This window comes from Halomonas sp. IOP_6 (assembly GCF_021151565.1).
In the GTDB taxonomy this organism is placed as follows: Bacteria; Pseudomonadota; Gammaproteobacteria; order Pseudomonadales; family Halomonadaceae; genus Vreelandella; species Vreelandella alkaliphila.
Genome location: NZ_JAIRBO010000005.1, coordinates 121683 through 142284 on the forward strand (window position 1 = coordinate 121683; position 20602 = coordinate 142284).

General features: G+C 54.6%; 19 protein-coding genes and 2 riboswitches. Of the genes, 7 read left to right on the forward strand and 12 right to left on the reverse strand.

The window, feature by feature from the left end; translation table 11 throughout:
* Positions 1 to 73: 73 nt before the first annotated feature.
* Complete coding sequence (gene hemP / locus K7H08_RS11100) at positions 74 to 241, reverse strand: hemin uptake protein HemP (protein WP_084183610.1); 168 nt, start codon at positions 239 to 241, stop codon at positions 74 to 76.
* Between the two features lie 256 nt (positions 242 to 497).
* Here hemP and K7H08_RS11105 point away from each other — a divergent pair, with 256 nt between their 5' ends.
* Positions 498 to 2633, forward strand: coding sequence for a PhoX family protein (locus tag K7H08_RS11105; RefSeq protein ID WP_231657936.1), 2136 nt, complete (start codon positions 498 to 500; stop codon positions 2631 to 2633).
* A gap of 62 nt (positions 2634 to 2695) precedes the next feature.
* On the opposite strand, the gene K7H08_RS11110 is transcribed toward K7H08_RS11105, so the two are convergent.
* Positions 2696 to 3346 carry a TetR/AcrR family transcriptional regulator gene (locus tag K7H08_RS11110; RefSeq protein ID WP_038478750.1) on the reverse strand — a complete coding sequence of 217 codons (651 nt, stop codon included), beginning with the start codon at positions 3344 to 3346 and terminating at the stop codon, positions 2696 to 2698.
* A 101-nt stretch (positions 3347 to 3447) separates the two neighbouring features.
* Between K7H08_RS11110 and K7H08_RS11115 the strand changes: the two genes are divergently transcribed.
* Positions 3448 to 4608, forward strand: coding sequence for an efflux RND transporter periplasmic adaptor subunit (locus K7H08_RS11115; RefSeq protein WP_120386247.1), 1161 nt, complete (start codon positions 3448 to 3450; stop codon positions 4606 to 4608).
* Entirely contained in the window at positions 4595 to 7693 is a 3099-nt protein-coding gene (locus tag K7H08_RS11120) for an efflux RND transporter permease subunit (RefSeq protein ID WP_231657937.1), read from the forward strand. The genes K7H08_RS11115 and K7H08_RS11120 overlap by 14 nt, the downstream gene beginning before the upstream one ends.
* 72 nt (positions 7694 to 7765) lie before the next feature.
* On the opposite strand, the gene K7H08_RS11125 is transcribed toward K7H08_RS11120, so the two are convergent.
* The 6 genes from K7H08_RS11125 to K7H08_RS11150 all read right to left on the reverse strand — a co-directional run bounded on the left by K7H08_RS11125 (position 7766) and on the right by K7H08_RS11150 (position 13901).
* On the reverse strand, positions 7766 to 8527 hold the full coding sequence (locus tag K7H08_RS11125; RefSeq protein WP_231657938.1) for a M15 family metallopeptidase: 762 nt from the start codon (positions 8525 to 8527) through the stop codon (positions 7766 to 7768).
* Between the two features lie 33 nt (positions 8528 to 8560).
* Positions 8561 to 9838: a TRAP transporter large permease gene (locus K7H08_RS11130; RefSeq protein WP_231657939.1), complete on the reverse strand. Its 1278-nt coding sequence runs from the start codon at positions 9836 to 9838 to the stop codon at positions 8561 to 8563.
* Complete coding sequence (locus K7H08_RS11135; protein ID WP_051626372.1) at positions 9835 to 10326, reverse strand: TRAP transporter small permease; 492 nt, start codon at positions 10324 to 10326, stop codon at positions 9835 to 9837. Before K7H08_RS11135 ends, K7H08_RS11130 begins: the two co-directional genes overlap by 4 nt.
* A 157-nt stretch (positions 10327 to 10483) precedes the next feature.
* Positions 10484 to 11530, reverse strand: a complete 1047-nt coding sequence (gene dctP / locus K7H08_RS11140; protein ID WP_231657940.1) for a TRAP transporter substrate-binding protein DctP — start codon at positions 11528 to 11530, stop codon at positions 10484 to 10486.
* A gap of 126 nt (positions 11531 to 11656) precedes the next feature.
* Positions 11657 to 12583, reverse strand: coding sequence for a LysR family transcriptional regulator (locus tag K7H08_RS11145; RefSeq protein ID WP_120386251.1), 927 nt, complete (start codon positions 12581 to 12583; stop codon positions 11657 to 11659).
* Positions 12584 to 12650: 67 nt separating this feature from the next.
* Positions 12651 to 13901, reverse strand: a complete 1251-nt coding sequence (locus K7H08_RS11150; RefSeq protein WP_231657941.1) for a D-amino acid dehydrogenase — start codon at positions 13899 to 13901, stop codon at positions 12651 to 12653.
* Between the two features lie 55 nt (positions 13902 to 13956).
* Positions 13957 to 14064: riboswitch (glycine riboswitch) on the reverse strand.
* Positions 14065 to 14087: 23 nt separating this feature from the next.
* Positions 14088 to 14178: riboswitch (glycine riboswitch) on the reverse strand.
* 156 nt (positions 14179 to 14334) lie between these two features.
* Between K7H08_RS11150 and K7H08_RS11155 the strand changes: the two genes are divergently transcribed.
* Complete coding sequence (locus K7H08_RS11155; RefSeq protein ID WP_038478731.1) at positions 14335 to 14628, forward strand: hypothetical protein; 294 nt, start codon at positions 14335 to 14337, stop codon at positions 14626 to 14628.
* On the opposite strand, the gene K7H08_RS11160 is transcribed toward K7H08_RS11155, so the two are convergent.
* Positions 14603 to 15517: a DMT family transporter gene (locus K7H08_RS11160; RefSeq protein ID WP_231657942.1), complete on the reverse strand. Its 915-nt coding sequence runs from the start codon at positions 15515 to 15517 to the stop codon at positions 14603 to 14605. The two genes, K7H08_RS11155 and K7H08_RS11160, sit on opposite strands and share 26 nt — an antisense overlap.
* 169 nt (positions 15518 to 15686) lie before the next feature.
* Here K7H08_RS11160 and K7H08_RS11165 point away from each other — a divergent pair, with 169 nt between their 5' ends.
* On the forward strand, positions 15687 to 16214 hold the full coding sequence (locus K7H08_RS11165; protein ID WP_009722933.1) for an HPP family protein: 528 nt from the start codon (positions 15687 to 15689) through the stop codon (positions 16212 to 16214).
* Here the strand turns inward: K7H08_RS11165 and K7H08_RS11170 are convergent.
* A complete protein-coding gene (locus K7H08_RS11170) occupies positions 16205 to 16789 on the reverse strand; it encodes a gamma-glutamylcyclotransferase (RefSeq protein ID WP_038478724.1) in 585 nt (194 codons plus the stop codon). The two genes, K7H08_RS11165 and K7H08_RS11170, sit on opposite strands and share 10 nt — an antisense overlap.
* 94 nt (positions 16790 to 16883) lie before the next feature.
* Between K7H08_RS11170 and K7H08_RS11175 the strand changes: the two genes are divergently transcribed.
* Both K7H08_RS11175 and K7H08_RS11180 read left to right on the forward strand, forming a co-directional pair.
* The gene (locus K7H08_RS11175; protein ID WP_231657943.1) at positions 16884 to 17750 is read left to right on the forward strand and encodes a sirohydrochlorin chelatase; all 867 of its coding nucleotides are present in this window, start codon (positions 16884 to 16886) and stop codon (positions 17748 to 17750) included.
* A gap of 83 nt (positions 17751 to 17833) precedes the next feature.
* A complete protein-coding gene (locus tag K7H08_RS11180) occupies positions 17834 to 19423 on the forward strand; it encodes an ABC-F family ATPase (protein WP_038478718.1) in 1590 nt (529 codons plus the stop codon).
* A 12-nt stretch (positions 19424 to 19435) separates the two neighbouring features.
* Here K7H08_RS11180 and K7H08_RS11185 read toward each other — a convergent pair whose 3' ends face one another.
* Positions 19436 to 20026: a cell division protein ZipA C-terminal FtsZ-binding domain-containing protein gene (locus K7H08_RS11185; protein ID WP_095603659.1), complete on the reverse strand. Its 591-nt coding sequence runs from the start codon at positions 20024 to 20026 to the stop codon at positions 19436 to 19438.
* 25 nt (positions 20027 to 20051) lie between these two features.
* Positions 20052 to 20522 carry a TspO/MBR family protein gene (locus K7H08_RS11190; protein ID WP_038478712.1) on the reverse strand — a complete coding sequence of 157 codons (471 nt, stop codon included), beginning with the start codon at positions 20520 to 20522 and terminating at the stop codon, positions 20052 to 20054.
* Positions 20523 to 20602 lie beyond the last annotated feature (80 nt).

The following is a 20602-nucleotide window of genomic DNA, read 5'->3' on the forward strand; positions in this document are numbered from 1 at the left end:
TGCTGGCTGGGTGCGATGGGCTACCTGGCTGGCTAAAAGGGTTAGTAGTAGGTAAGTGATTATTTTAAAAGGCTTACGCCGTTAAGATCAGCTTGCCGCTTTTCGTGCGTCGCAGCACATAGCGTCGCTGTTCATGGTGAATAACCAACTGACCGTCTTGATCAAGCAGCGCCTGACTTGTCACTTCGCGAGATGCGCTAGGCGAGCCTTCTGGCGGAACGTCTTTTTTTCTGGGCTGCATGAGAGGTTGTTTCCTGTGGTAATGATAACTATTAGCATTAATTTAGCAGATTTGACTACCTCTCACAACCATCACTCCCAACCTTACCTAACCACCGTGCAGATGCTTAACCAACAGTTTTTAAAGGTGGGGAATCGCTTGCTGATAAACGTTCACCTAACAGTAGAGTGCTCGTCATTACCCTGTCATTTAAATTGATTAGTGTCCTCTTAACATAAAACTAGCGCGTGTTAACCGTGACGAGAGGACTGTTGTCATGAGCAAGGAAATTGAAGATCATCGCCTGTTAAATCAGAGCAGCAACCAGCCGTTTGCGGATGTGTTAGCGCAGCATGTTTCGCGACGAGCGGTAATGCGGGGCGGCTTAGGTTTGGCCGCTGCTTCAATGCTTGGCTTTGGCGGTGCCGCCCAAGCATTGGCTTCAAACGGGGTGCAAAAAACGCCGCTGACGCTGGCGTTTGAGGCGGTTCAAGGATCGCTAACGGATGCTGTCGTAGTGCCTGAAGGCTATGTTGCCCAAGTGCTGGTGCCGTGGGGCACGCCGTTGAACACTGGTGACAGCTGGCAGTCCGACCAGTCAATGACTGCCGAGCGTCAAGCCGCTAGCGTGGGTATGAACCACGATGGCATGGCTAGTTTTGCCCTGGATGCCGATAACGCCTCACGGCGCTTTGTGCTGGTGCTCAACAACGAATATATCGATCAAGCAGCGCTGTGGGCACCTCAAGGTGGCCCGACCAATACGTCAGAAGGCAAGCGACCCGCCGAAGAGTCGCGTACCGAAATCAACGCTCACGGTGTCACCATTGTGGAAGTTGAGAAAGACGCTAACGGACACTGGTCGCATGTGCCTGGCTCCCGCTATAACCGCCGCCTTACCAGCGCGACGGTGATGGAAATGGCTGGCCCAGTGGCGGGCAGTGACTATGTGAAAACGCGCTTCTCACCGGCGGGTGCGCAAACCCGTGGCACCAATAACAATTGTGGTAATGGGTTAACGCCCTGGGGCACTTATATCGCTTGCGAAGAGAACTGGCCCAATGTGTTTGTTAATCACGGCCAACTCTTCCAGGACGATGCGCGGATTGGTATTCCTACCGATAAAAGCCGCTATGGTTGGGATACCTCGGCGGGTGATGCCTCTGAAGAAAGCGATGAATTTGCGCGTTTCGACATCACGCCACGGGGTGAGCGCGCCGAAGATGATTACCGCAATGAAGCGCGCACTTTTGGCTACCAAGTTGAAGTCGACCCCTATAGTGATGCTCACGCGGTAAAACGCACGGCACTTGGCCGTTTCCGTCATGAAGGGTGCTGGCTGGGTAAGCTGGAAGCAGGGCAACCCGTGGTGTACTACTCTGGCCACGACTCCCGCAACGAGTACGTCTATAAGTATGTTTCTGACGCTGCCTGGGACCCCGCCGATGCCAATCGCCCAGGCGAAGCGTATGACCGCCTCGCCATTGGTAGTAAGTATCTGGATAACGGCACCCTCTATGTGGCTCGCTTCAACGCTGATGGCAGTGGTGAGTGGTTGCCGCTAACACCTAGCGCGCAAACACGCGATGGCCGTTCGTTGGCAACGGCTTTGGGGTTGGCAGAAAATGATTTAGCTGGGGTGATTATTAACACCTGTGATGCAGCAGATCTAATGGGAGCGACACCGATGGACCGCCCGGAGTGGGCAACCGTGGATCCTTCCTCTGGCGAGGTGTATCTAACGCTGACCAATAATTCGAAGCGTAGCGAAGAAGCTGCAGCGGCCACTTTCACCAATCAAGGCGATGACATTGCTCAGCTAGGGGTAGGCTATGAGACAGCCCCGGCCAACGCCGTTAATCCACGCGCTAATAACGAAGCCGGTCACATAATCCGCTGGCGTGAAAGCCGCCTGCCGAATGCCTTTCGTTGGGAAGTGTTTGTGTTTGGTGCCGCCACTAATGATGAAGGCAATCATTCTGGCCTGACTGAAATGAACCAGTTTGCCAGCCCCGATGGTCTGTGGTTTGACCAGCGTGATGATGGTCAGGGCATTCTCTGGATACAGACCGATAATGGTTACGAAGGCATTACCGAGTACACCAACGACCAGCTATTAGCCGTGGTGCCTAACAGCCTGGACGAGATTCAGGGTACCGGTCCGGTGATTAACAACAGCAACCAGCAGCAACTGAAACGCTTCGCCGTAGGGCCGAACGGTTGTGAAGTGACCGGCATTTTTGCGACGCCGGACAAAACGGCGCTGTTTATTAATATTCAGCACCCCGGCAACTGGCCCGCGGATGGTAGCGCACTGACCCAAGATGCCACCGCTGAGACCAGTGGCCAAGTACGCCCTCGGGCATCTACCGTTGTTATTCAGAAGCGCGATGGTGGGCCAGTGGGCGTTTAAATTAATAAGTAAGCATTGCGAAAGCCCCGTTTATGACGGGGCTTTTTTGCATACGGGGGCGCTCAATGGTTTCCATACGCTGCCAAAAATACATCCACGGCGCTGCTGATCTGACGATGAATTTCTTCATCGCTGGGGAGCTGGCGAACCCCCATACGCACCTCCATAACCAACATGCCTTGCCACATGCTACAGAGTTGGTCGGCGGCTAGTGTGGGTGCGTTAAGTGTTAAATGCCCGGCGCGGGCTAGCCCCTCAAGCTTTTCCTGCAGCCACTTTTTAGTGGCCCAGGGGCCTGCTTCGAAAAAGGCCAGAAGCAGTTCGGGGTACTGATTTCCCTGTGCACTCATGACGCGCTCAACGGCTAACACGTGGGGCTCCAACAAAAAGCGCACGAGGCTTGTGCCGACTTCAATCAGTGACTGACGCACGGCTTCATGAGTGTCGGGAAGCTGTTCTAGACCATGACGAATGAGGGCGGTTTCACGCTGAATGACGTTGCCAAATAGCGCTTCTTTGGTTGCAAAATGGCCGTACACAGTCACTTTGGAAACACCCGCTTCACGGGCAACGGCTTCCATGGTCACCCCTTCGAGCCCAAAGCGAAAAAATAGGCAGGCCGCCGCGTCTAGCATCGCGTTGTGCTTAGCCATATCTTTGGGGCGACCGGCGCTGCGTTTTTTGTCAGGCGGTAAAGGTTGCGAGTCCGTCATTCCGTAAAATCCGTGCCTATCGAATAAATAAATATTGAACGCTGCCGTACACATATTATAGTGAACCGTATCGTTCAAGAATAAACCATTTCGAGGCCATTATGGACACGTCCTTCAATACTTCCTGGCGCCACCGGAGTCGTGGCACGTTGGCGGCCTTAATTATGATGAGTGTTACGGTAGTTACGGTGGTTGCGCTTACTAGCCAGCACAGTCGTGCCCAGTTGGCCAACCAGCAAGAAACTGATAACGCTTTGTTGCAAGTGGTTACGCAGTCTCTTGCCCACTCCGAACAGCTGGAGCGGGACGTGCGCTTAACGGGGCGAGTGGTTGCACGTCAGTCAGTGTCGCTTGCCTTTGAACCCGCTGGCCGTGTTAGCGAGGTGTTGGCTGATAGGGGGAGTGCGGTTGAGCAGGGCGATGTGCTAGCGACACTGGATACCCGTCGTCTTGAAAGCCGTTTGGCAGAAGTGGCCGCACGCAGTGAGGAAGCCCGCGCCGGTCTGGCTTTTGCTCAGCGCCAAGAAGAGCGTGAAGCGCAGCTTAATCAAAGTAATTTTGCCAGCCGTACGACGTTGGACCAAGCACGCACGGATCGGCTCACGCTTCAAGCTCGCCTTGCGGCACTGGCGGCTGAACGAGACAGCCTTACTGCTGATCTTGAGGACAGCACGTTAAAAGCGCCCTTCGCTGGACGCGTTATTGAACGTCATGTCAGCGTTGGTAGTTTAGTGACGAGCGGTACCGCCGCGTTTGAGCTTATCGATGTTGAGCAACTGGAAGCGCATCTAGGATTGCCTGCTCGGTTAGCGTCGACGTTTACACCAGGCGAGACGGTCACACTCAACGTTAATCACCACGCTATTGGCGGTAAGGTGCGTGCTCGGCTACCCCATATTGACAGCGACAGTCGCACGCAGACGCTGGTTGTCTCGCTTGACGCCTCAAACAGCGCGGTGCCTGGTGACCTCGTTGAACTTAGCTACGCAGTGGTAGAGCCTGCCAGTGGCTATTGGGTGCCGCTAGATGCCTTACGTGCTGCCGAGCGAGGATTGTGGAACGTACTGGTGGCAGTGCCGCTGGAAGAGGGGCATTTTCGTGTGGCACGGGCGAGCGTGGAATTACTGCACACTGAAGGCGATCAAGCCTTTGTGCGCGGAACCCTTGAGCCAGGAATAAGGATAATTACTAGCGGCATTCACCGCATCACCCCTGGGCAGCAGGTCACCCTCAGCGAGGATATGGCTTATGCAGCGCATTGAGTGGTTATTTAATCGCCGTTTAGTGGCACTAACCTTGGGGTTGCTGGTTGTGGCTGGGCTATCGGCTATTCAAACGCTTCCTCGGGCAGAAGACCCTCATCTGATTGCGCGTATGGCTACCGTGCTTGCGCCGTTTCCTGGTGCTACGCCTGAGCAGGTTGAAGCGCTGGTAGCGCGGCCTATTGAAAACGAGTTGCGCACTATTTCAGAAATCCAAGTGCTTGAATCTACGTCGCGCCAGGGCATCGCTGTTATCAGTCTTGAATTAGAAGACGCGGTTATTGATGTCACCCCTGTGTGGAGCCGAGTACGAGATAAATTAGGCGATATCGCGCCAACCTTGCCAGCCGGTGTGCAAACACCAGAGCTGCTGGATGACCGCGGTTACGCCTTTAGCATGGTGGCTGCCCTGCGCTGGACACTAGATTCTTCGCCCAACCCACAGTTGATGGAGCGCTACGCCGAACGCCTAGAAGACCAGTTTAGGCGTGTTGCAGGCACGGAGTACACCCATCTGTTTGGTGTCGCAGGGGAGCAGGTCGAGGTCATGGTCGACCCCTTAGAGCTAAATGCGTTGGGGCTTTCCGTAGGCCAATTGGCCGCCGCCATTGAAGCAAGTGATGGCCGCCGCACGGCAGGCGAAGTGGTCACTCAAGGCCATCGGCTAACGGTCGGGCTGAGCGGTGAATTTGATACGTTGGACAGGTTGCGCGATGTCGACGTGGCTATCCGGCAGGGCCAAACGGTTAGGCTAGGTGAGATTGCCGAGCTGCGCCGCGGCGTGCAGGACCCGCCCGCCGCCATGGCGCTGCTTAACGGCGAACGAGCCGTGTTTGTGGGTGCCCGTATGGCTCCCGGCCAGCGTATTGATGTTTGGGTTGAACGGGCTCAGCAACAACTCATGGCGTTTGCTGACGAGCTGCCCGTGGGCCTTGATGTTGAAGTGGTGTTTGAACAAGCCAGTTACACCAATCAGCGCTTAAGCGATGTCGCTAGCAGCCTGCTGATAGGGTTAGTGCTGGTAGTGGCTATTCTGTTTTTAAGCATGGGCTGGCGCTCGGCGATCACCGTGGGGCTAGCGATTCCCGCCACGGCGCTGCTCACGTTGGCGTTTTTCAAGCCACTGGGTATTGATATCCACCAAATGAGCATTACCGGCATTATTGTGGCGCTGGGGTTAATGGTGGATAACGCCATTGTCATGACCAACGCCCTTCGTGAGCGCTTCTTGCAAGGGGACTCAGTGATTGCCGCGACCCGAGATGCCTTGCGCCATTTAGCCGTGCCGTTACTCGCCAGCACCCTGACGACCATTCTGGCGTTTATGCCAATTGTGCTAATGCCGGGGCCCGCCGGAGAGTTCGTAGGACCGCTAGCCATGGCCGTTATTGTAGCGCTGGTGAGTTCTTACTTGGTATCGCTGCTGTTAGTGCCAGCGCTCTCTCCGATGCTGCTGGCCAGCGTGGCGAAGAAACCGTCAGGCTCACAAGATAACGTGGTCAAGCGTGGTTTTCGGCGTGCCGTACGTAGCTCGCTGCGTCATCCGGTGGCTGCCATGATCATTACCTTATGCGTGCCTGTGAGTGGCATCGCGCTAATGCCAACGTTAGACGTCGCGTTTTTTCCACCGGCAGACCGTGACCAATTCCACATTGAAGTACGCTTGCCACCGGCTAGCAGCATCGCCAATACCGCTGCGTTGGCCGATGAAGCCGTAACCCTTATCCGAGAGCTGCCGGGCATCAAACGAGTATCTGCATTTATCGGCGAAAGCGCCCCGATGATGTACTACAACGTATTGACCAATGAGGATAACAACCCGGCGTTTTTACACTTGATTGTCGATGCCGAGTCGTTAGCGGTGACTAACCAGCGGGTGCCAATGCTGCAGCAAGTGCTTGATCAACACTTTCCGCAGGCGCAAAGCGTGGTGCGTAAGTATGAGCAGGGGCCTCCGTTTAAAGCACCGATTGAGCTACGGGTCTATGGCGATGACTTGGACATACTGTCATCGCTGGGGCTTGAACTCGCGAATCTAATGCATCAGTTGCCGCAGGTGACCCATGTGCGCGCAGGTATGCAGCGCGACCTGCCCAGGCTAACGCTGGATATCGACCAAACGGCGCTTCACGATGCAGGTTTAACGCCACAACGCCTAGCGGAACAGGTTGGTGCTGCACTGTCCGGCCAGTCTGCAGGCATGCTGCTGGAAGATACTCAGCAGCTCCCTGTTCGGGTACGGTATGTGGGTGAGTGGCGCACCGACGCTGAACAACTTGCCGCGCTGCGCTTAGTCAGCGATAGCGTCGCAGAGGGGTTGCCGCTAGCGGCAGTGGCGGAGGTATCGCTAACGCCAGCCTGGAGCGTGATTACTCGCCGTAATGCTGAACGGGTGCAGCTAGTACAAGGCTACTTGGTGGCCGATGCGCTGCCGGCAGTTTCCATGGCACAGCTAGAGGACGCGTTGCAGAACGCGCTCAATGCAGGAGAAATTCACCTCCCTTCTGGCTATCGCATTGAAACCGGTGGTGAGGCCGCCGAACGCAACGAAGCCGTGGGTAACCTGCTGGCCTCGGTGATACTGTTGGTGATTGCCATGGTGGCAACGGTCGTGCTGGCGTTTAATTCCTTTCGCCGCGCTGCCATTGTGTTTATTGCCGGTGCCCAGGCGATGGGCATGGGCATTGTAGCGCTGCTGCTCAGTGGTCATGCATTCGGTTTTGTCATTATTGTCGGCATTATGGGGCTTGTGGGTGTGGCGATTAATGCCACTATTATCATCATTGCTGCGTTTGACGACGATGAAGCGGCACGCCAAGGCGATATCGATGCCATGTTAGCGGTCATTAGCGGCCCCACTAGTCGTCATATTATCTCAACGACGATCACCACTTTTGCCGGATTAATTCCATTGATGATGGCGGCAGGTGGATTGTGGCCACCTTTCGCGCAAACCGTCGGATTTGGACTGCTTTTGGCAACGCTGGTGTCGTTTTTCTTTACTCCAGCGCTTTATCGGCTTTGGGTAGCAAGAGCAAACTCGTCTATCGGTAGCAAGCATGCGGTAGCGGGAAACGCAATCTGAGCATCCTTGCTAAGGTGGTGTGAGTTCTAGGCGACGATGCCCTTTACCTGGAGTGGCATCGTGCCTAGTCAACTACAGCTGTCGGCGCCAGCGATTCTCAATGGTGTCCAACTCTGTCGGGCCGTAATGCGCCTGCTGATGTGACCCGTAGTAGGCCCATAATTGATCGCCGTAATCGAAGTGCCACCACTCGCTAGGCAGGTTAGTGAAGCCTTGCTGTTGCATGGTGTGATACAGCAGGCGGCGATGATCGCGGGCGTTAACTTGCTGCGGCGTTAGCGTTTCCAGGCGCTCGAAATAGTCGCTATGAGAGGCAGGTATCGCTTCATCAAACAGCGTCCCCATATCCAGCGGCAGGCCATCGGCATCACATAGCGTGACATCGACGGCGCCGCCGGTGAGGTGTGGGCTGGGTGCTAATGGGTCGCGGCTGGGGACTGAGACAAACTCCCGTGTGCGCTCTAGTAGCTCCGCTTCACTGAGGTCGGGCTGATGATGTTGGATAGCTTCGTGCAGGGTATCAAATAAGTACTGCTGCACCCGCCATGGACGCCAGCCGTCGAGTACGATTAAACCGATCCCTTCGGGTAGGCTGCGTGCTGCGGCGAGTAGCGCCCGATAAACGCTTTCCCGAACGAAACACTCCGGTACCGCGCCGGGAATGCCCAGCCGAGCATAGGCGGGGAATACGCTGATCGGTGCGGGGGCGAGGCTCATTGGCACCAAGCGCTCACCGTTATCTTCAATAGATGTTCGGCGCAGCTGTTCCCAGTTTGGAGCTAGGTGGCTGGGTAGAGGCGGCAAGGCCTTCAATAGTGTGTTCAAAGGCATCATGTTATCCAAGCAAAGGATTATTCAAGAAGAGCACTATCCAAACTGTGTAGGAAGCCAAAGCGTTAGTGGCGGAAACAGGATGAGTAGAATAAGCACCGCAATCGCCGTCAGTACAAAGGGCCAAATGGTTCTGAACAGCGACACTATCTCAAGCCGACTGACCGCGGCGGCGACAAACACGCAGGCGCCCAGCGGCGGGGTGATTAACGCGATGGTAATGTTTAGCGTGATGATGACACCCAGGTGAATGGGGTCGATACCCGCCATCATCGCCACTGGCGCAAAGATAGGCGTCAGTAGCATCAACGCTGACACCTCTTCCATAAACATGCCCGTTATAAAGGTAATGGCACTTAGTAACAGTAGAATCAATACGGCGTTGTCTATGTAAGGAGATAACAGCGAGACAAATTGCGCGGGCACTTGCGCATAGGAGAGTAGCCAGCTAATCGTCGCTGAGGCGGCCATAATCAGAAAAATCGCCGAGGTTAAGCGTGCCGTATCGACGATAGCTTTCCAGCACTCTTTAAAACGCAATCCTCCCAACACGACCCCGCACAACGCGACATACAGCGCTGTTAATGCGCCTGACTCGGTCGGCGTAACGAAGCCAAGCACGATGCCAGCAACAATAATAAAAGGAGCAATAAGTGCAGGCAGAGCGGCTACGAAGGCTACGCCAAGTTGGCTGAGCGAGGGCAACTGGCCACTTTTGGGTAACCGATGGCGCCAGGCATACCAAGCGTTCATGCCCATAAAGGCAACCCCCAGCAGTAGCCCTGGCACAACGCCCGCCAGAAATAGATCACCGACTGAGGTGTTGGTCAATGAGGCGTAGAGGATCATAAAGATACTGGGTGGAATAATCGGGCCGATCAACGAGCTACCTGCGGTCAACCCTGCGGCAAAGGCTCGTGAGTAGCCCTCTTTCTCCATAGCAGGCACTAACAGCGACCCAAGTGCCGAGGTGTCCGCCACCGCTGAGCCATTAACACCCGCGAAGAATACGCTCGACACCACATTGACGTGACCCATGCCGCCCCGCAAATGCCCTACCATCAGGCGGGCGAGCCCCATCAAGCGTTCAGTTAAGCCGCTGACGTTCATCAGGTTGCCAGCGAAGATAAATAACGGAATCGCCATCAAGGAGAATACATTGATACCACCAAAGAATTGTTGGGGCAGCATGCGTGGAATCATTGAGGGGTCGACAAACAAAAAGCCGACTATTGCGGTGGTAAGCAGGGCGATAAACAGAGGAAGCCCAAGCAAGACATGGCCCAGGAAAACAACCAGCATAGTGACAATCATAGGTCGTCCTCGATGGTCTTGAGTGGCGCAGGGCCATAGAGAAGCACATGCCAAGCTAGTAGCAAAAAGCCAATAGGTAGCGAGAGCAGTGGCACCGTGCGGCTAATGCCGAGCCCAGAGGTGGTAAACATGCTGACCGATAGCGCATAGCGATAGCTAACCCATGCACCCCCCGCTGCAATTAGCAAGGTGAGTAGCCATTGGTACACGTTGAGCAAGCGAGCAAAGGGGGCGGGCAGCCGCTTCTCTAACAGGCCAACGCGCATATGTCCTCCTTCAGACCAGACAGCGCCCGCCGCGAGCATCACGGTGGCGATGATCAAGAAACGTGAAAGCTCATCTGTCCAGATAGGCGCGCCACCAGCGATGTAGCGTGCAAACACCCCAAACAGAATGGCCGCAACATTGAGCGATAACAGTGCGCCCGCCAGGGTTAAGGTAACAGGGCGGCTGATCGCTAAAAGATGGGATCGAAGCGTATTAAACATGGCAGCCTTCCATGAAGCACAGAAACGTTAAGCACTTGAACATTAAGTACTTGGGTCTTAAGTACTTGGGTCTTAAGTACTTGGGTCTTAAGTACTGGAGTATTAAGTACTGGAAATAGGGGGCCAGCATGATGCCAGCCCCTGTTGTTAACAGCCGTTAGTCAAGCAGTTCACTCATGCCTGCATCTTCCAACGCCATATCGATCCAGCGCTGCTCGATATCACGCTCACCGAGCCACTCAAGGTAGGCAGGCTGGCCGATTTCACGGAAAGCGGCTAGCTCTTCTTCAGAGGGGCGAATGACTTCCATGCCTTGCTCTTCCAAATAGGCGATACGCGCCTCTACTTGCTCCTCATTGTGCTCACGGGCATTGTGATTAGCTTCGGAGACGGCTTCCATAAAGGCGCTGCGAAGCTCATCATCCCAACCCGCGATCATGTCACTGTTGCCTACCAGGAACTGGTCGGAGTACTGGATATTGGCAAGGGTCAGGTAGTCCTGCACTTCGTAAAGGCTGCCCAAGATGATATACATCGGCGGGTTCATTTGGCCGTTTGCCACCCCGGTGCGCAGTGCCATATAGGTCTCTGTCCAGGGGATGGGAGTGCCGGAGGCGCCGAAGGCTTCATAGAGAGCGACCTGGCTAGGATCCATAGCGCGGAAGCGGAGTCCTTCGAAGTCGTCAGGGTGACTGATCGGCCTTTCGTTATTGGTGAACGCCAAAAAGCCGCCCTCTTCCACAACGGCTAGCATATCGATACCGGCACGCTCCTGCAGAGCGTTGCTGACTTCCTGCCAATACTCCCCCTCATCGAAGAAAGTGTGGGCTGCAGAAAAATCGTCGAACAGAAACGGAATAGCGCTAACGAAGATTTCATCAACCAGCGGAGAAACACCCGCAAATGACGCCACATTGAGCATGGGCGTATTCATGGTTTGTTCCATGCGTTCCTCTTCTTCGCCGAGCATGCTATTCGGATAGAGCTCAAGCTGGATCTCACCGTCAGTTTTTTCGTCTACCAACGCTTTAAGATTCTCTGCAAAGACGTGGACAGCATTCTTTTCCGGGTCTGGGGCACCGTTGTAACTTAGATTAATCGTAGTTGCTGCAAGCGCGTTCCCTGCCATCAAAGCAGAGCCTACTAGGCACGCGGAAATAAGCTGTTTAGGCGCAAAGTAGTAGGGCAGTTTTGCTGGGTACATAGTCAGTCTCCTGGTTTATTGTCGTGAGCTACGGGGCGCTATGGGCGCGTTATTAGATTTATAAGGAGTGCCTACTAGAAGACTATGTATTGAGGTGTTGACTATGCAATACCTAAACTGTGGCTTTTATTGCAACAGTCGTGGTGCATCGGCGGAGAAAAAGCGCATGCCTTTGTGTAAGTGATTGATGCAAGTGATTGAGGCGACTGGGAGTTCCTGTCCTTTCAGGCTAACAATTTGTGCCCGCGTACCGTTCATCACCGGGTACTGCATGGGGAGTGTGAAGATCTCACCGCGCTCAATCTCATCCGCTACGGTGAGTTCGGGCATAAACGTAACGCCGATGCCTGAGCGGACGAAGTTCTTTAACACCGAAACAGAGTTTGTATGCAGGCGTGCTTCAAGATGAATACGCTCCTGGTGAGCCACCATATTAACCATTTGCCGCATACCAAAAGGATTGTCCATTAACGCCAGAGGCCACTCCTTTAAGTCATGCAGCGTTACCGGGCGGTTAAGATCACTTAGTGGGTGATTGGGGGGGACAATGACATCGAGCGGCTGGCGCGTTTCCACGTGGCAGAAAAGTTGCGGGTCTACCGGCGGTGCATAGAGTAGCGCTATATCCACCTCGCGATCGTGGAGTAACGACATCGCTTCATTAACACCCGCCATGCGGATTTCAACTTTGATACCGTCAAACGCTGACATAAAAGTGCCTAACGGTGCGGCGATCAGGTCAGCAATAAACCCTTCTCCCACGGCAATGCGAACTTCCCCTTTCGCTAGACTTTGAAGTGCCATTAGTTGGGAGAGCACCGCTTCTTCTGAAGCGCGCTGGGCATGAAAATGGTGCACCAGTAGCTGGCCCGCTGCGGTGGCACGCATCCCTCTTCCGTGCCGCTCGCATAGCTGGGTATCCAGTTCTTCTTCTAATGCTTTTAGTTGGCGGCTAACGGCAGAGGCATCGACATTCAAGTGGGCGGCGGCACGCCTGAGCGAGCCGCGCCGAATCACTTCATTGAGGTAGGTTAATGCACGCTGGTTAAGCATAAAACACGCCTATGTTGGGGTGTTCTATATCTTACCGGAAGCCTGCCCGGACTTGTCATGGTTGGAACTAGCTAAGCGGTTGGGGGGCTGGCTCGCGGAGGATATTTTTCTCTTCCACCGCGTCCGCCAGTATTTCGGCGGTAATGGCTGACAGTGTCCAGCCTAGGTGGCCGTGGCCGGTGTTATAGAAAACAGTGGGTAAACGGCCAGGCCCAACTTTGGGCAGCATATTAGGTAGCATTGGGCGCAGGCCAGCCCAGGGCACTACGCGTTGGGTGCTCACGCCAGGAAAGCACTCTTCTACCCAGCGAATCAGCGGTTGAATGCGGTCGTTGCGTATATCGCGATTCGCGCCGTTAAATTCAGCGGTGCCAGCCACGCGGAAGCGGTCGTGCCCCAAACGGCTGGTCACCAATTTGGTTTCATCATCTAGCAGGCTGACGGTTGGCGCGGCTTGCTGAGAGGCCTCGTCATCTAGCTGTACGGTGATGGAGTAGCCTTTTACGGGATAGATATTAACGCGATCGCCTAATTTGGTGGCAATGGCGCGGCTACCGGTCCCCGCACAAACTACTACGCTGTCAAAGCGTTGGCTCATGCTGTTGTTATCTACCGTGGCGCTTACCCAAACCCCATTCTCGTCAGCGCCAATATCGTCAATGTGGTGGCCATAGTTAAGCTGCACCCCACGTTTGGCGGCTGCTTTGGCGAGGCCGTTGGTATATTTATGGATATCGCCAGTGGCGTCGCTTTCGGTATAGAAACCGCCATAGTAACTACCTGCCAGGGTTGGCTCGATGGCGCGTATTTCATCCGGCGTGACCGATCTACGTTCAAGGCCGCCTTTCGCTAGCAACTGCGACACGCGTGCGGCGTGATCAAAGCCAGCTTTATCTCGGTAGATATGCAAAATGCCCTGCTGTTTAAGATCGAAATCGATCTGCTCGTCTTTCGCCCACTGGAATAAGTGTTCCCGGGCAGCAATCGCTAACCGAGTGGTTTCCGTGGTGTTGTCGGCATACCGGGGGATGGCGGCGATGAACTCTGCAAACCAGCTGAGTTTGTGCCAACTAGGGCGAGGGTTGACCAGGAGCGGCGCGTCGTTTTTTAGCATCCAGCGCAGGCCTTTAAGCACTGTCGGCCAGTGGTTCCACACTTCAGCATTCGAGGCCGACAGCTGCCCGCCGTTGGCAAAAGATGTTTCCATCGCCGCATAGCGATGTTTTTCAAAAACAGTCACGTCAAAGCCGCGCTTTGCCAGGGCATAAGCACTTGTAATACCGGTGATCCCACCGCCAATAATAGCAATGCGTTGCATAAGTCTCTCCAGATTGTATGAGCGTCAAGCGATACCCCTAGCAACATTGGCTAGGCGTACCCCTTCCGTCATGGAACCTGAGAGATTCACGCATCTATTGAAGCGCTTGCTCCTTCGGTGGGCTGAGTGACGCAGTCATCAACCGCTCTTCGGAAAGTGTTAGTAATTACTGTTCTAGTAAATACCGTAACAATAGCGGTCCGGTGGCCTGAGAGTTTCCGGGGTCGTTGCTCCTTCGGCGCTGGTGGCTAGCACCAGTCTCTCCCGCTATTGCGTTCACAACGTTGTAACGCGTCAGTCGAAAAAGTGAAATAGGGTAAACGTCTTAAGGGTGAGGCGTAAAAGGGAAGGAAGCGCTGCTTAATTGGCGCGCTATGCAATAGCGTGGTTTTAACTGACAATATCGAAAACTTTTTAGCGATGGACGAGACGCATGCAGGCAAACGGATTTTTTGATGGTGTAGGCGAAGCGATTGGCGATGCTATTCGCGTGGTGGTGGAGTTTTTATTGGGCTTCTTCACTAACTTTTTCGGCGCGTTTGATGACTTCATTGATGGCCTTACCCGCTCCCTGGGTATCAATGCGTCGTTCTTTAGCATTCTGGTGTTGGTAATTGGCTTGTGGCTGTTATGGCGCGGCTTTCGAGCGCTGCTGCGAGGCTCCCTGCTAGGAGCCATCGTGCGTATTGTGCTGGCGCTGTTTATCCTGTCGTGGCTAATGATGTAGGCCTGCGTCCCCCCATCCCTGCTTGCATGATGCCGCTGGCTAATACCAGTGCGCATCCGGCAAGCTGCAGTGGCAAAAGCGTTTCACCGAATAAGCTCCAGCCAAAGATCACCACTGCCACCGGCTCGCAGTAAGCCAGGGTTCCATACAGGGCGGTGGGCAGTCGGTTAATCGCCATCACGGCACACAGTAACGCTAAAAAACCGGGTAAGAAGCCGGCTACTAACAGCCAAGGCCATTGCCAAGCCGCGGCGGTTAGCCCTTCGGGCTGCCAAAGAGCAAACGGTAATATGACCAGCGCACCTACTAGCAACTGCCAAAACGCGCAGACCCTACTGTCTAAATGACTTGGCAAACGACGGTTAGTGAGCATAAAGCCGCTATAGGCAAACATGGCGGCTAAGGCATAGCCCATCCCAATAATGTCTTGGTGATCATCAAGGTTCAAACGAAACTCTTGCATCATCGCGAACCCAAACAGCGCCAAGCCAATCAATCCAATTTGTTCAGTGGTAAGGCGTTCACCATAGAGGGAGTGAGCTGCCACGGCGGCGATAATTGGTGCTAGGTAGATCATCAAAATAGCGTTGGCCATCTGGGTGTAGTTCATGGCCTGAACGTAAAAGAGGATAAATGACGCCAGAAGTACGCCGCTGATGACTACCTGCCGTCCAGGCAGTGCGTTGAGTGCGGCGTGGCGTTTTGTCAGCACTAAATACGCCAGCAGAAACGTCGCCCCAAGGCCTAAACGATAAAACGTAATGCTTTCGGCATTTAGCCCGGTAATACGCGAAATAACGCCGATGGTTGCCATACCGACAGCTGCCACCACGGCAAGCAATAAACTAGAAGGGGGGACGTTTAACGGGGTACTGCTGGCGTTAGACATTAGCTGCTTTGTCATCCTGGAAGTGTGTTTGAGAATGTGTTTGAAAGTGGGTTTAAGGACGTTTTTTAACGCGTTCTTGAAAGTGCTTCATCAGCGTATGACGGATTGTCATTTGCTTATCTGGTGCATTTTGCCATCATCTGCACTCTTTTTGTGCAGAGAGAGTGCAATGAAAGCCTATCTTGGCAAGATGCGAGGAGAACCAACGCCGCGGCCCCGCGTCGGCTGGAAAGATGCCTGCTGGTCGTGGCTGGGCGCTTTTACTGGCATGGCCGTTATATGCTGGCTAAGCTCTGCTTGGCTCTCGCAGCAGTTATTAATCGTGGGCTCCTTTGGGGCAACGTCGGTATTGATTTATGCAGCGCCTGAAAGCCCGTTCGCCCAGCCAAGCCATGTACTGTTTGGCAGTGTTTTGTCGGCGCTGGTGGGGGTGGGGTGCTACCAACTGCTGGGCGCGACGCCTATCTCGATGGCACTAGCGGTGTCGCTTTCCATACTGGTGATGCAACTGACACACACCGTACATCCACCGGGGGCTGCCGCTGCGCTGATTGCAGTAGCCGGTGGGGCGAGTGTCCACAAGTTAGGTTGGTGGTATCCGCTGATCCCCATTGGTGCCGGGTGCGTGGTAATGCTGGTAGTGGCCATTTTGGTGAATAATTTAGCGCGCCACCGCCGTTATCCACGTTATTGGTAGCGGTGTAGCTGCTCCTCAATGGCGAAAACGTGCGCATCGTCTGTGCCTAATTCGCGTAACGCCTGGGCTAAGTTCAGTAAGTAAGCTTTATTCGAGCCGCTCGGGCCATGGGAATGGGCAATTTGGTGTGCAATATCATCCAACGATGCCTCGCCCAGAAAGGCTGGGTTATCTTCAGTAGCTAAGTAAATTAGTCCTTCCGTTGTTGCCTTTGCCGCCTGCACATTGCCACGCTGCGCTAGAAAAGTGAGCGGCACTTTTTCACGCAGGTAGCCGTTCTTTTCACGTACATCCAGCGGTGCCAGCACGTCGGGTGTAATGCGGTACGCCATGCCGTGACATACTTCTCCTTGGGCACGAATCAGCGTAGCGACGCGCCCCGGTGCGTCCGGCGTGCCACGATGATCGTGAGAGCCTTGCCAAAAACGTCGCGCCCAGCCGGTAATGTAGGCGGGCTGTCGTTCCAAGTAGGCAAAGTCGGCCTTCCAGATCAGCGAGCCATAACCAAAAAGCCAGATATCGGTATGGCCATCGAAGAAGTTTCTTTGCTGGTTCAGGGCGGTAGTATCAAACATTGCTATCAAGCATCATGAGCACGGCGTATGGGGTAAAGTGCCTATCTTATCATGCCTTTATTGATGACTTCCTTGACCATCTCCGGAGACCGACATGCGCGCTATTTTTCTCGTCGATAACGGCTCATTACGGCCCCAGGCAACCCACAACCTGCGCCGCGTGGCATCTGCGCTCAGCCAGCAGTTAGGGGAAACCGTGCAGGCGGCTTCCTTGCTGCACTCTAATAAAATTCCTCCCGAAGAGGTCGACGGCATCCCCGCGATGACTCTGGGCCCGGCTGCTGAGCGCAGTGCCGAGAATGGGGCGACAGAGATCATTGTGCTGCCGTTCTTCTTTGGCCCAAGCAAAGCACTGACGGGCTACTTGCCAGAGCGCATGGCCGCACTGCAGGCGCGTTTTCCCCAGGTGAGCGTTCGTGTGGCCCAGCCGCTGGTGGATGAGCGGGGCAATAATGACCTGCGCTTGGCCAAACTGCTGGCCGACAACGTGCGCGATAAGCATCAAGCGGGGACGACGCCGCATGTAGCGCTGGTCGATCACGGTAGCCCGATTCCTGAAGTGACCGCCGTGCGCAACCGCTTGGCGGGACAGCTTAGTGTACTGCTTGGTGATGACGTGGCCTGTGTGGCGGCTGCCTCGATGGAGCGCCGTGAAGGTGACGAGTATCGCTTTAACGAGCCGCTTTTAGAACATTTGCTGGATACGCCGGAGTTCCAAACAGGCCCGGTCATCTTAGCGATGCTGTTTCTCTCGCCTGGGCGTCATGCGGGGGAAGGTGGCGATATCGCCGAGATTTGTGCCGCCGCGGAACAGCGCCATCCAGGTTTGAGTGTGACGACCACCGCGCTGGTTGGCGAGCACCCTGACATCGTCGCGATACTGCACGCACGGCTGCGCCAAGCACTTGATGGTGAACGCTTTCTACTCGAACTTCCGGCTACGCTAGACAATGCGCACTAGGGAGGAGGTGTAACGCTGCCCAAAGGCGCGTAGAATCGCGAGCTTTTGAATGCGCAATTACACTGTTAACCAGGGCTCACATCTTGATCGCAACCGCCAATATCACCATGCAGTTTGGGGCCAAGCCCCTGTTTGAAAATGTCTCCGTCAAATTTAATAACGGCAATCGCTACGGTTTGATTGGCGCCAATGGTTGCGGTAAATCCACCTTTATGAAGATTTTAGGTGGCGAGCTTGAGCCTTCGTCCGGCCAGGTCATGCTGGATAGCAGCACGCGGCTGGGTAAGCTACGCCAGGATCAGTTCGCCTATGAGAACGAGCGAGTCATTGACACCGTCATCATGGGGAACGCTGAACTGTGGAAAGTGGCCGCCGAGCGCGAACGGATCTACTCCCTGGCAGAAATGAGTGAAGCGGATGGCATGGCGGTGGCCGACTTGGAAGTACGCTTTGCTGAGCTTGACGGCTATACCGCTGAGTCTCGCGCCGGGGAGTTACTGTTGGGGCTAGGTATTCCCATTGAACAGCACACCGGCCCGATGAGTGAAGTTGCTCCCGGCTGGAAACTGCGTGTGCTGCTGGCCCAGGCACTGTTTTCCGACCCGGATGTGCTGCTGCTCGATGAGCCGACTAACCACCTGGATATCAATACTATCCGCTGGCTGGAAGATATTCTCAAAGCGCGCAGCAGTACCATGATTATCATCTCCCACGACCGCCACTTCCTGAACAGCGTGTGCACGCACATGGCGGATCTGGATTACGGGGAAATTACCCTGTTCCCCGGTAACTACGACGACTACATGACAGCCGCCACTGCTGCCCGTGAGCGCCAGCACTCGGATAACGCCAAGAAAAAAGCCCAAATTGCCGAGCTTCAGCAGTTTGTTAGCCGCTTCTCGGCCAACGCCTCCAAAGCCAAACAGGCCACTTCACGGGCGCGCCAGATCGACAAAATCAAGCTGGAAGATATCAAGCCTTCGAGTCGGGTTAGTCCGTTTATCCGCTTTGAGCAGAATAAAAAGATTCACCGCAATGCCGTAAATGTAGATGCAATTACCAAAGGCTACGACGATGAGAAGCCGCTCTTCGAGCGTTTCTCGATGACCGTAGAAGCGGGTGAGCGCATTGCTATTATCGGCCCCAACGGCATTGGTAAAACCACCCTGCTGAAAACCCTGGCGGGTGATTTGCACCCCGATGCCGGTGAAGTGAAGTGGACCGATGCAGCGGAAGTTGGCATGTTCGGCCAAGATCACACCGACGACTTTCCTGTTGATGCCACGCTCTTCGAGTGGATGAGCCAGTGGACCAAAGGCGGTGAGCAGGTGGTGCGCGGCGCGTTGGGCCGGATGCTGTTTTCCAGCGACGATATTGGTAAATCGGTGAAGGTCATTTCCGGTGGCGAGCAGGGGCGCATGCTGTTTGGCAAGCTAACGCTCACCAACCCGAACGTGCTGCTAATGGATGAGCCGACCAACCACCTGGATATGGAATCGATTGAGGCGCTGAACTTAGCGCTGGAGAACTACCCAGGCACGCTGATATTTGTCAGCCACGACCGCGAGTTTGTTTCCTCGCTGGCCACGCGCATTATTGATATGCAGCCCGAGGGCCTTGTCGACTTTAGCGGCAGCTACGACGACTACCTGCGTAGCCAAGGCGTTGTTTGATCGCTAGCCAGGTCAACCAATAATGTGTGCGTAAGTCGACTCGGAGGCGGGTTGCTGCTCGGCATCGAGTAAGTTGCCGCTAAAGGCATCGTTTAACTCTTTAGCGAGCTCTACATAAACGTACATCTGCTGATTGCGACGTTTATGTAGTGGCGGCTTAACCAGCAAGCTAATCCCACGAATGGGTTCGTGGGTTTCGCCTTGAAGTAGGTCGGGCATTTCTCCAGGTGGAAAGGCGTTGGCGATCGTGATTGGGTTCGAGGGTTGTTTGCCTTTGATAAAGAAAACCTTTTTGACTGCATCATAGCTGGCTTCTTTTCCCCGTAGCCACTCGGCCAGGCGTTCGTCTGTCGTCGAATCGGGATGAGAAAAAATGACAAATAGAGAGTGCTGCTTTACTTTCGCTGTGCGCTTGGTGGGCACCGGTTCTTCTGGTTCAGGGGAGGAAGTCTGTGGTTCTGCTTTGGGTGCTGGCGGCGTGGCGGCCTTTGCTTTGGCGCGGCGTTGTTTGGGAAGAACCACGTAAACGAAAATAGCCGCAGCCACGACCCCCAGCACTAATGAAGCAACAGCGAGTAAGAACGGAAGTGAAGTGATATCCATCTCATTGAGTCCTATCTGTCGGCGCTTAGGCCCTATTATTTAGTCGTAAAATAGCGGCATTCAGTGTTAACGCAAGCGCCACCCAAAGCCAGTAAGGCACCATCAACCAAGCAGCTAACAGGCTCACATTAGCAAATAGCACTATGGCTAGTGTAATTAATCCCAACAGGAGCACGATATCTGCCAGCGCTGTGGTGATCTGCTTTCGCCCAAAGAACAGCCATGACCACGCCGCATTGGCCAGTAATTGCAGGCCATATACGACCAGACCGGCGGCGCGAAACGGAGAGTCATCGGCCATATAAATGCGCCACGCCGCAATGGCCATCAATAAATAAAGGATGCCCCAGGCGATCGGGAAGGCGATATCAGGTGGTGTCCAGCTGGGTTTGCGCAGTTTGCGATACCAGTCATCAGGGCGGAAACGTGCTCCCGTGGTGGCAGTAAGGCCAACAAGCAGGAGTGACACCAGCAGGGCGAACAGCGAACCGAACATGACTCACCAGTATGTGAAAACGATAGAATCAATAGCCTAGCAGCGTTTTGACGCGTTCAGACATAAAAAAAGCACCACCT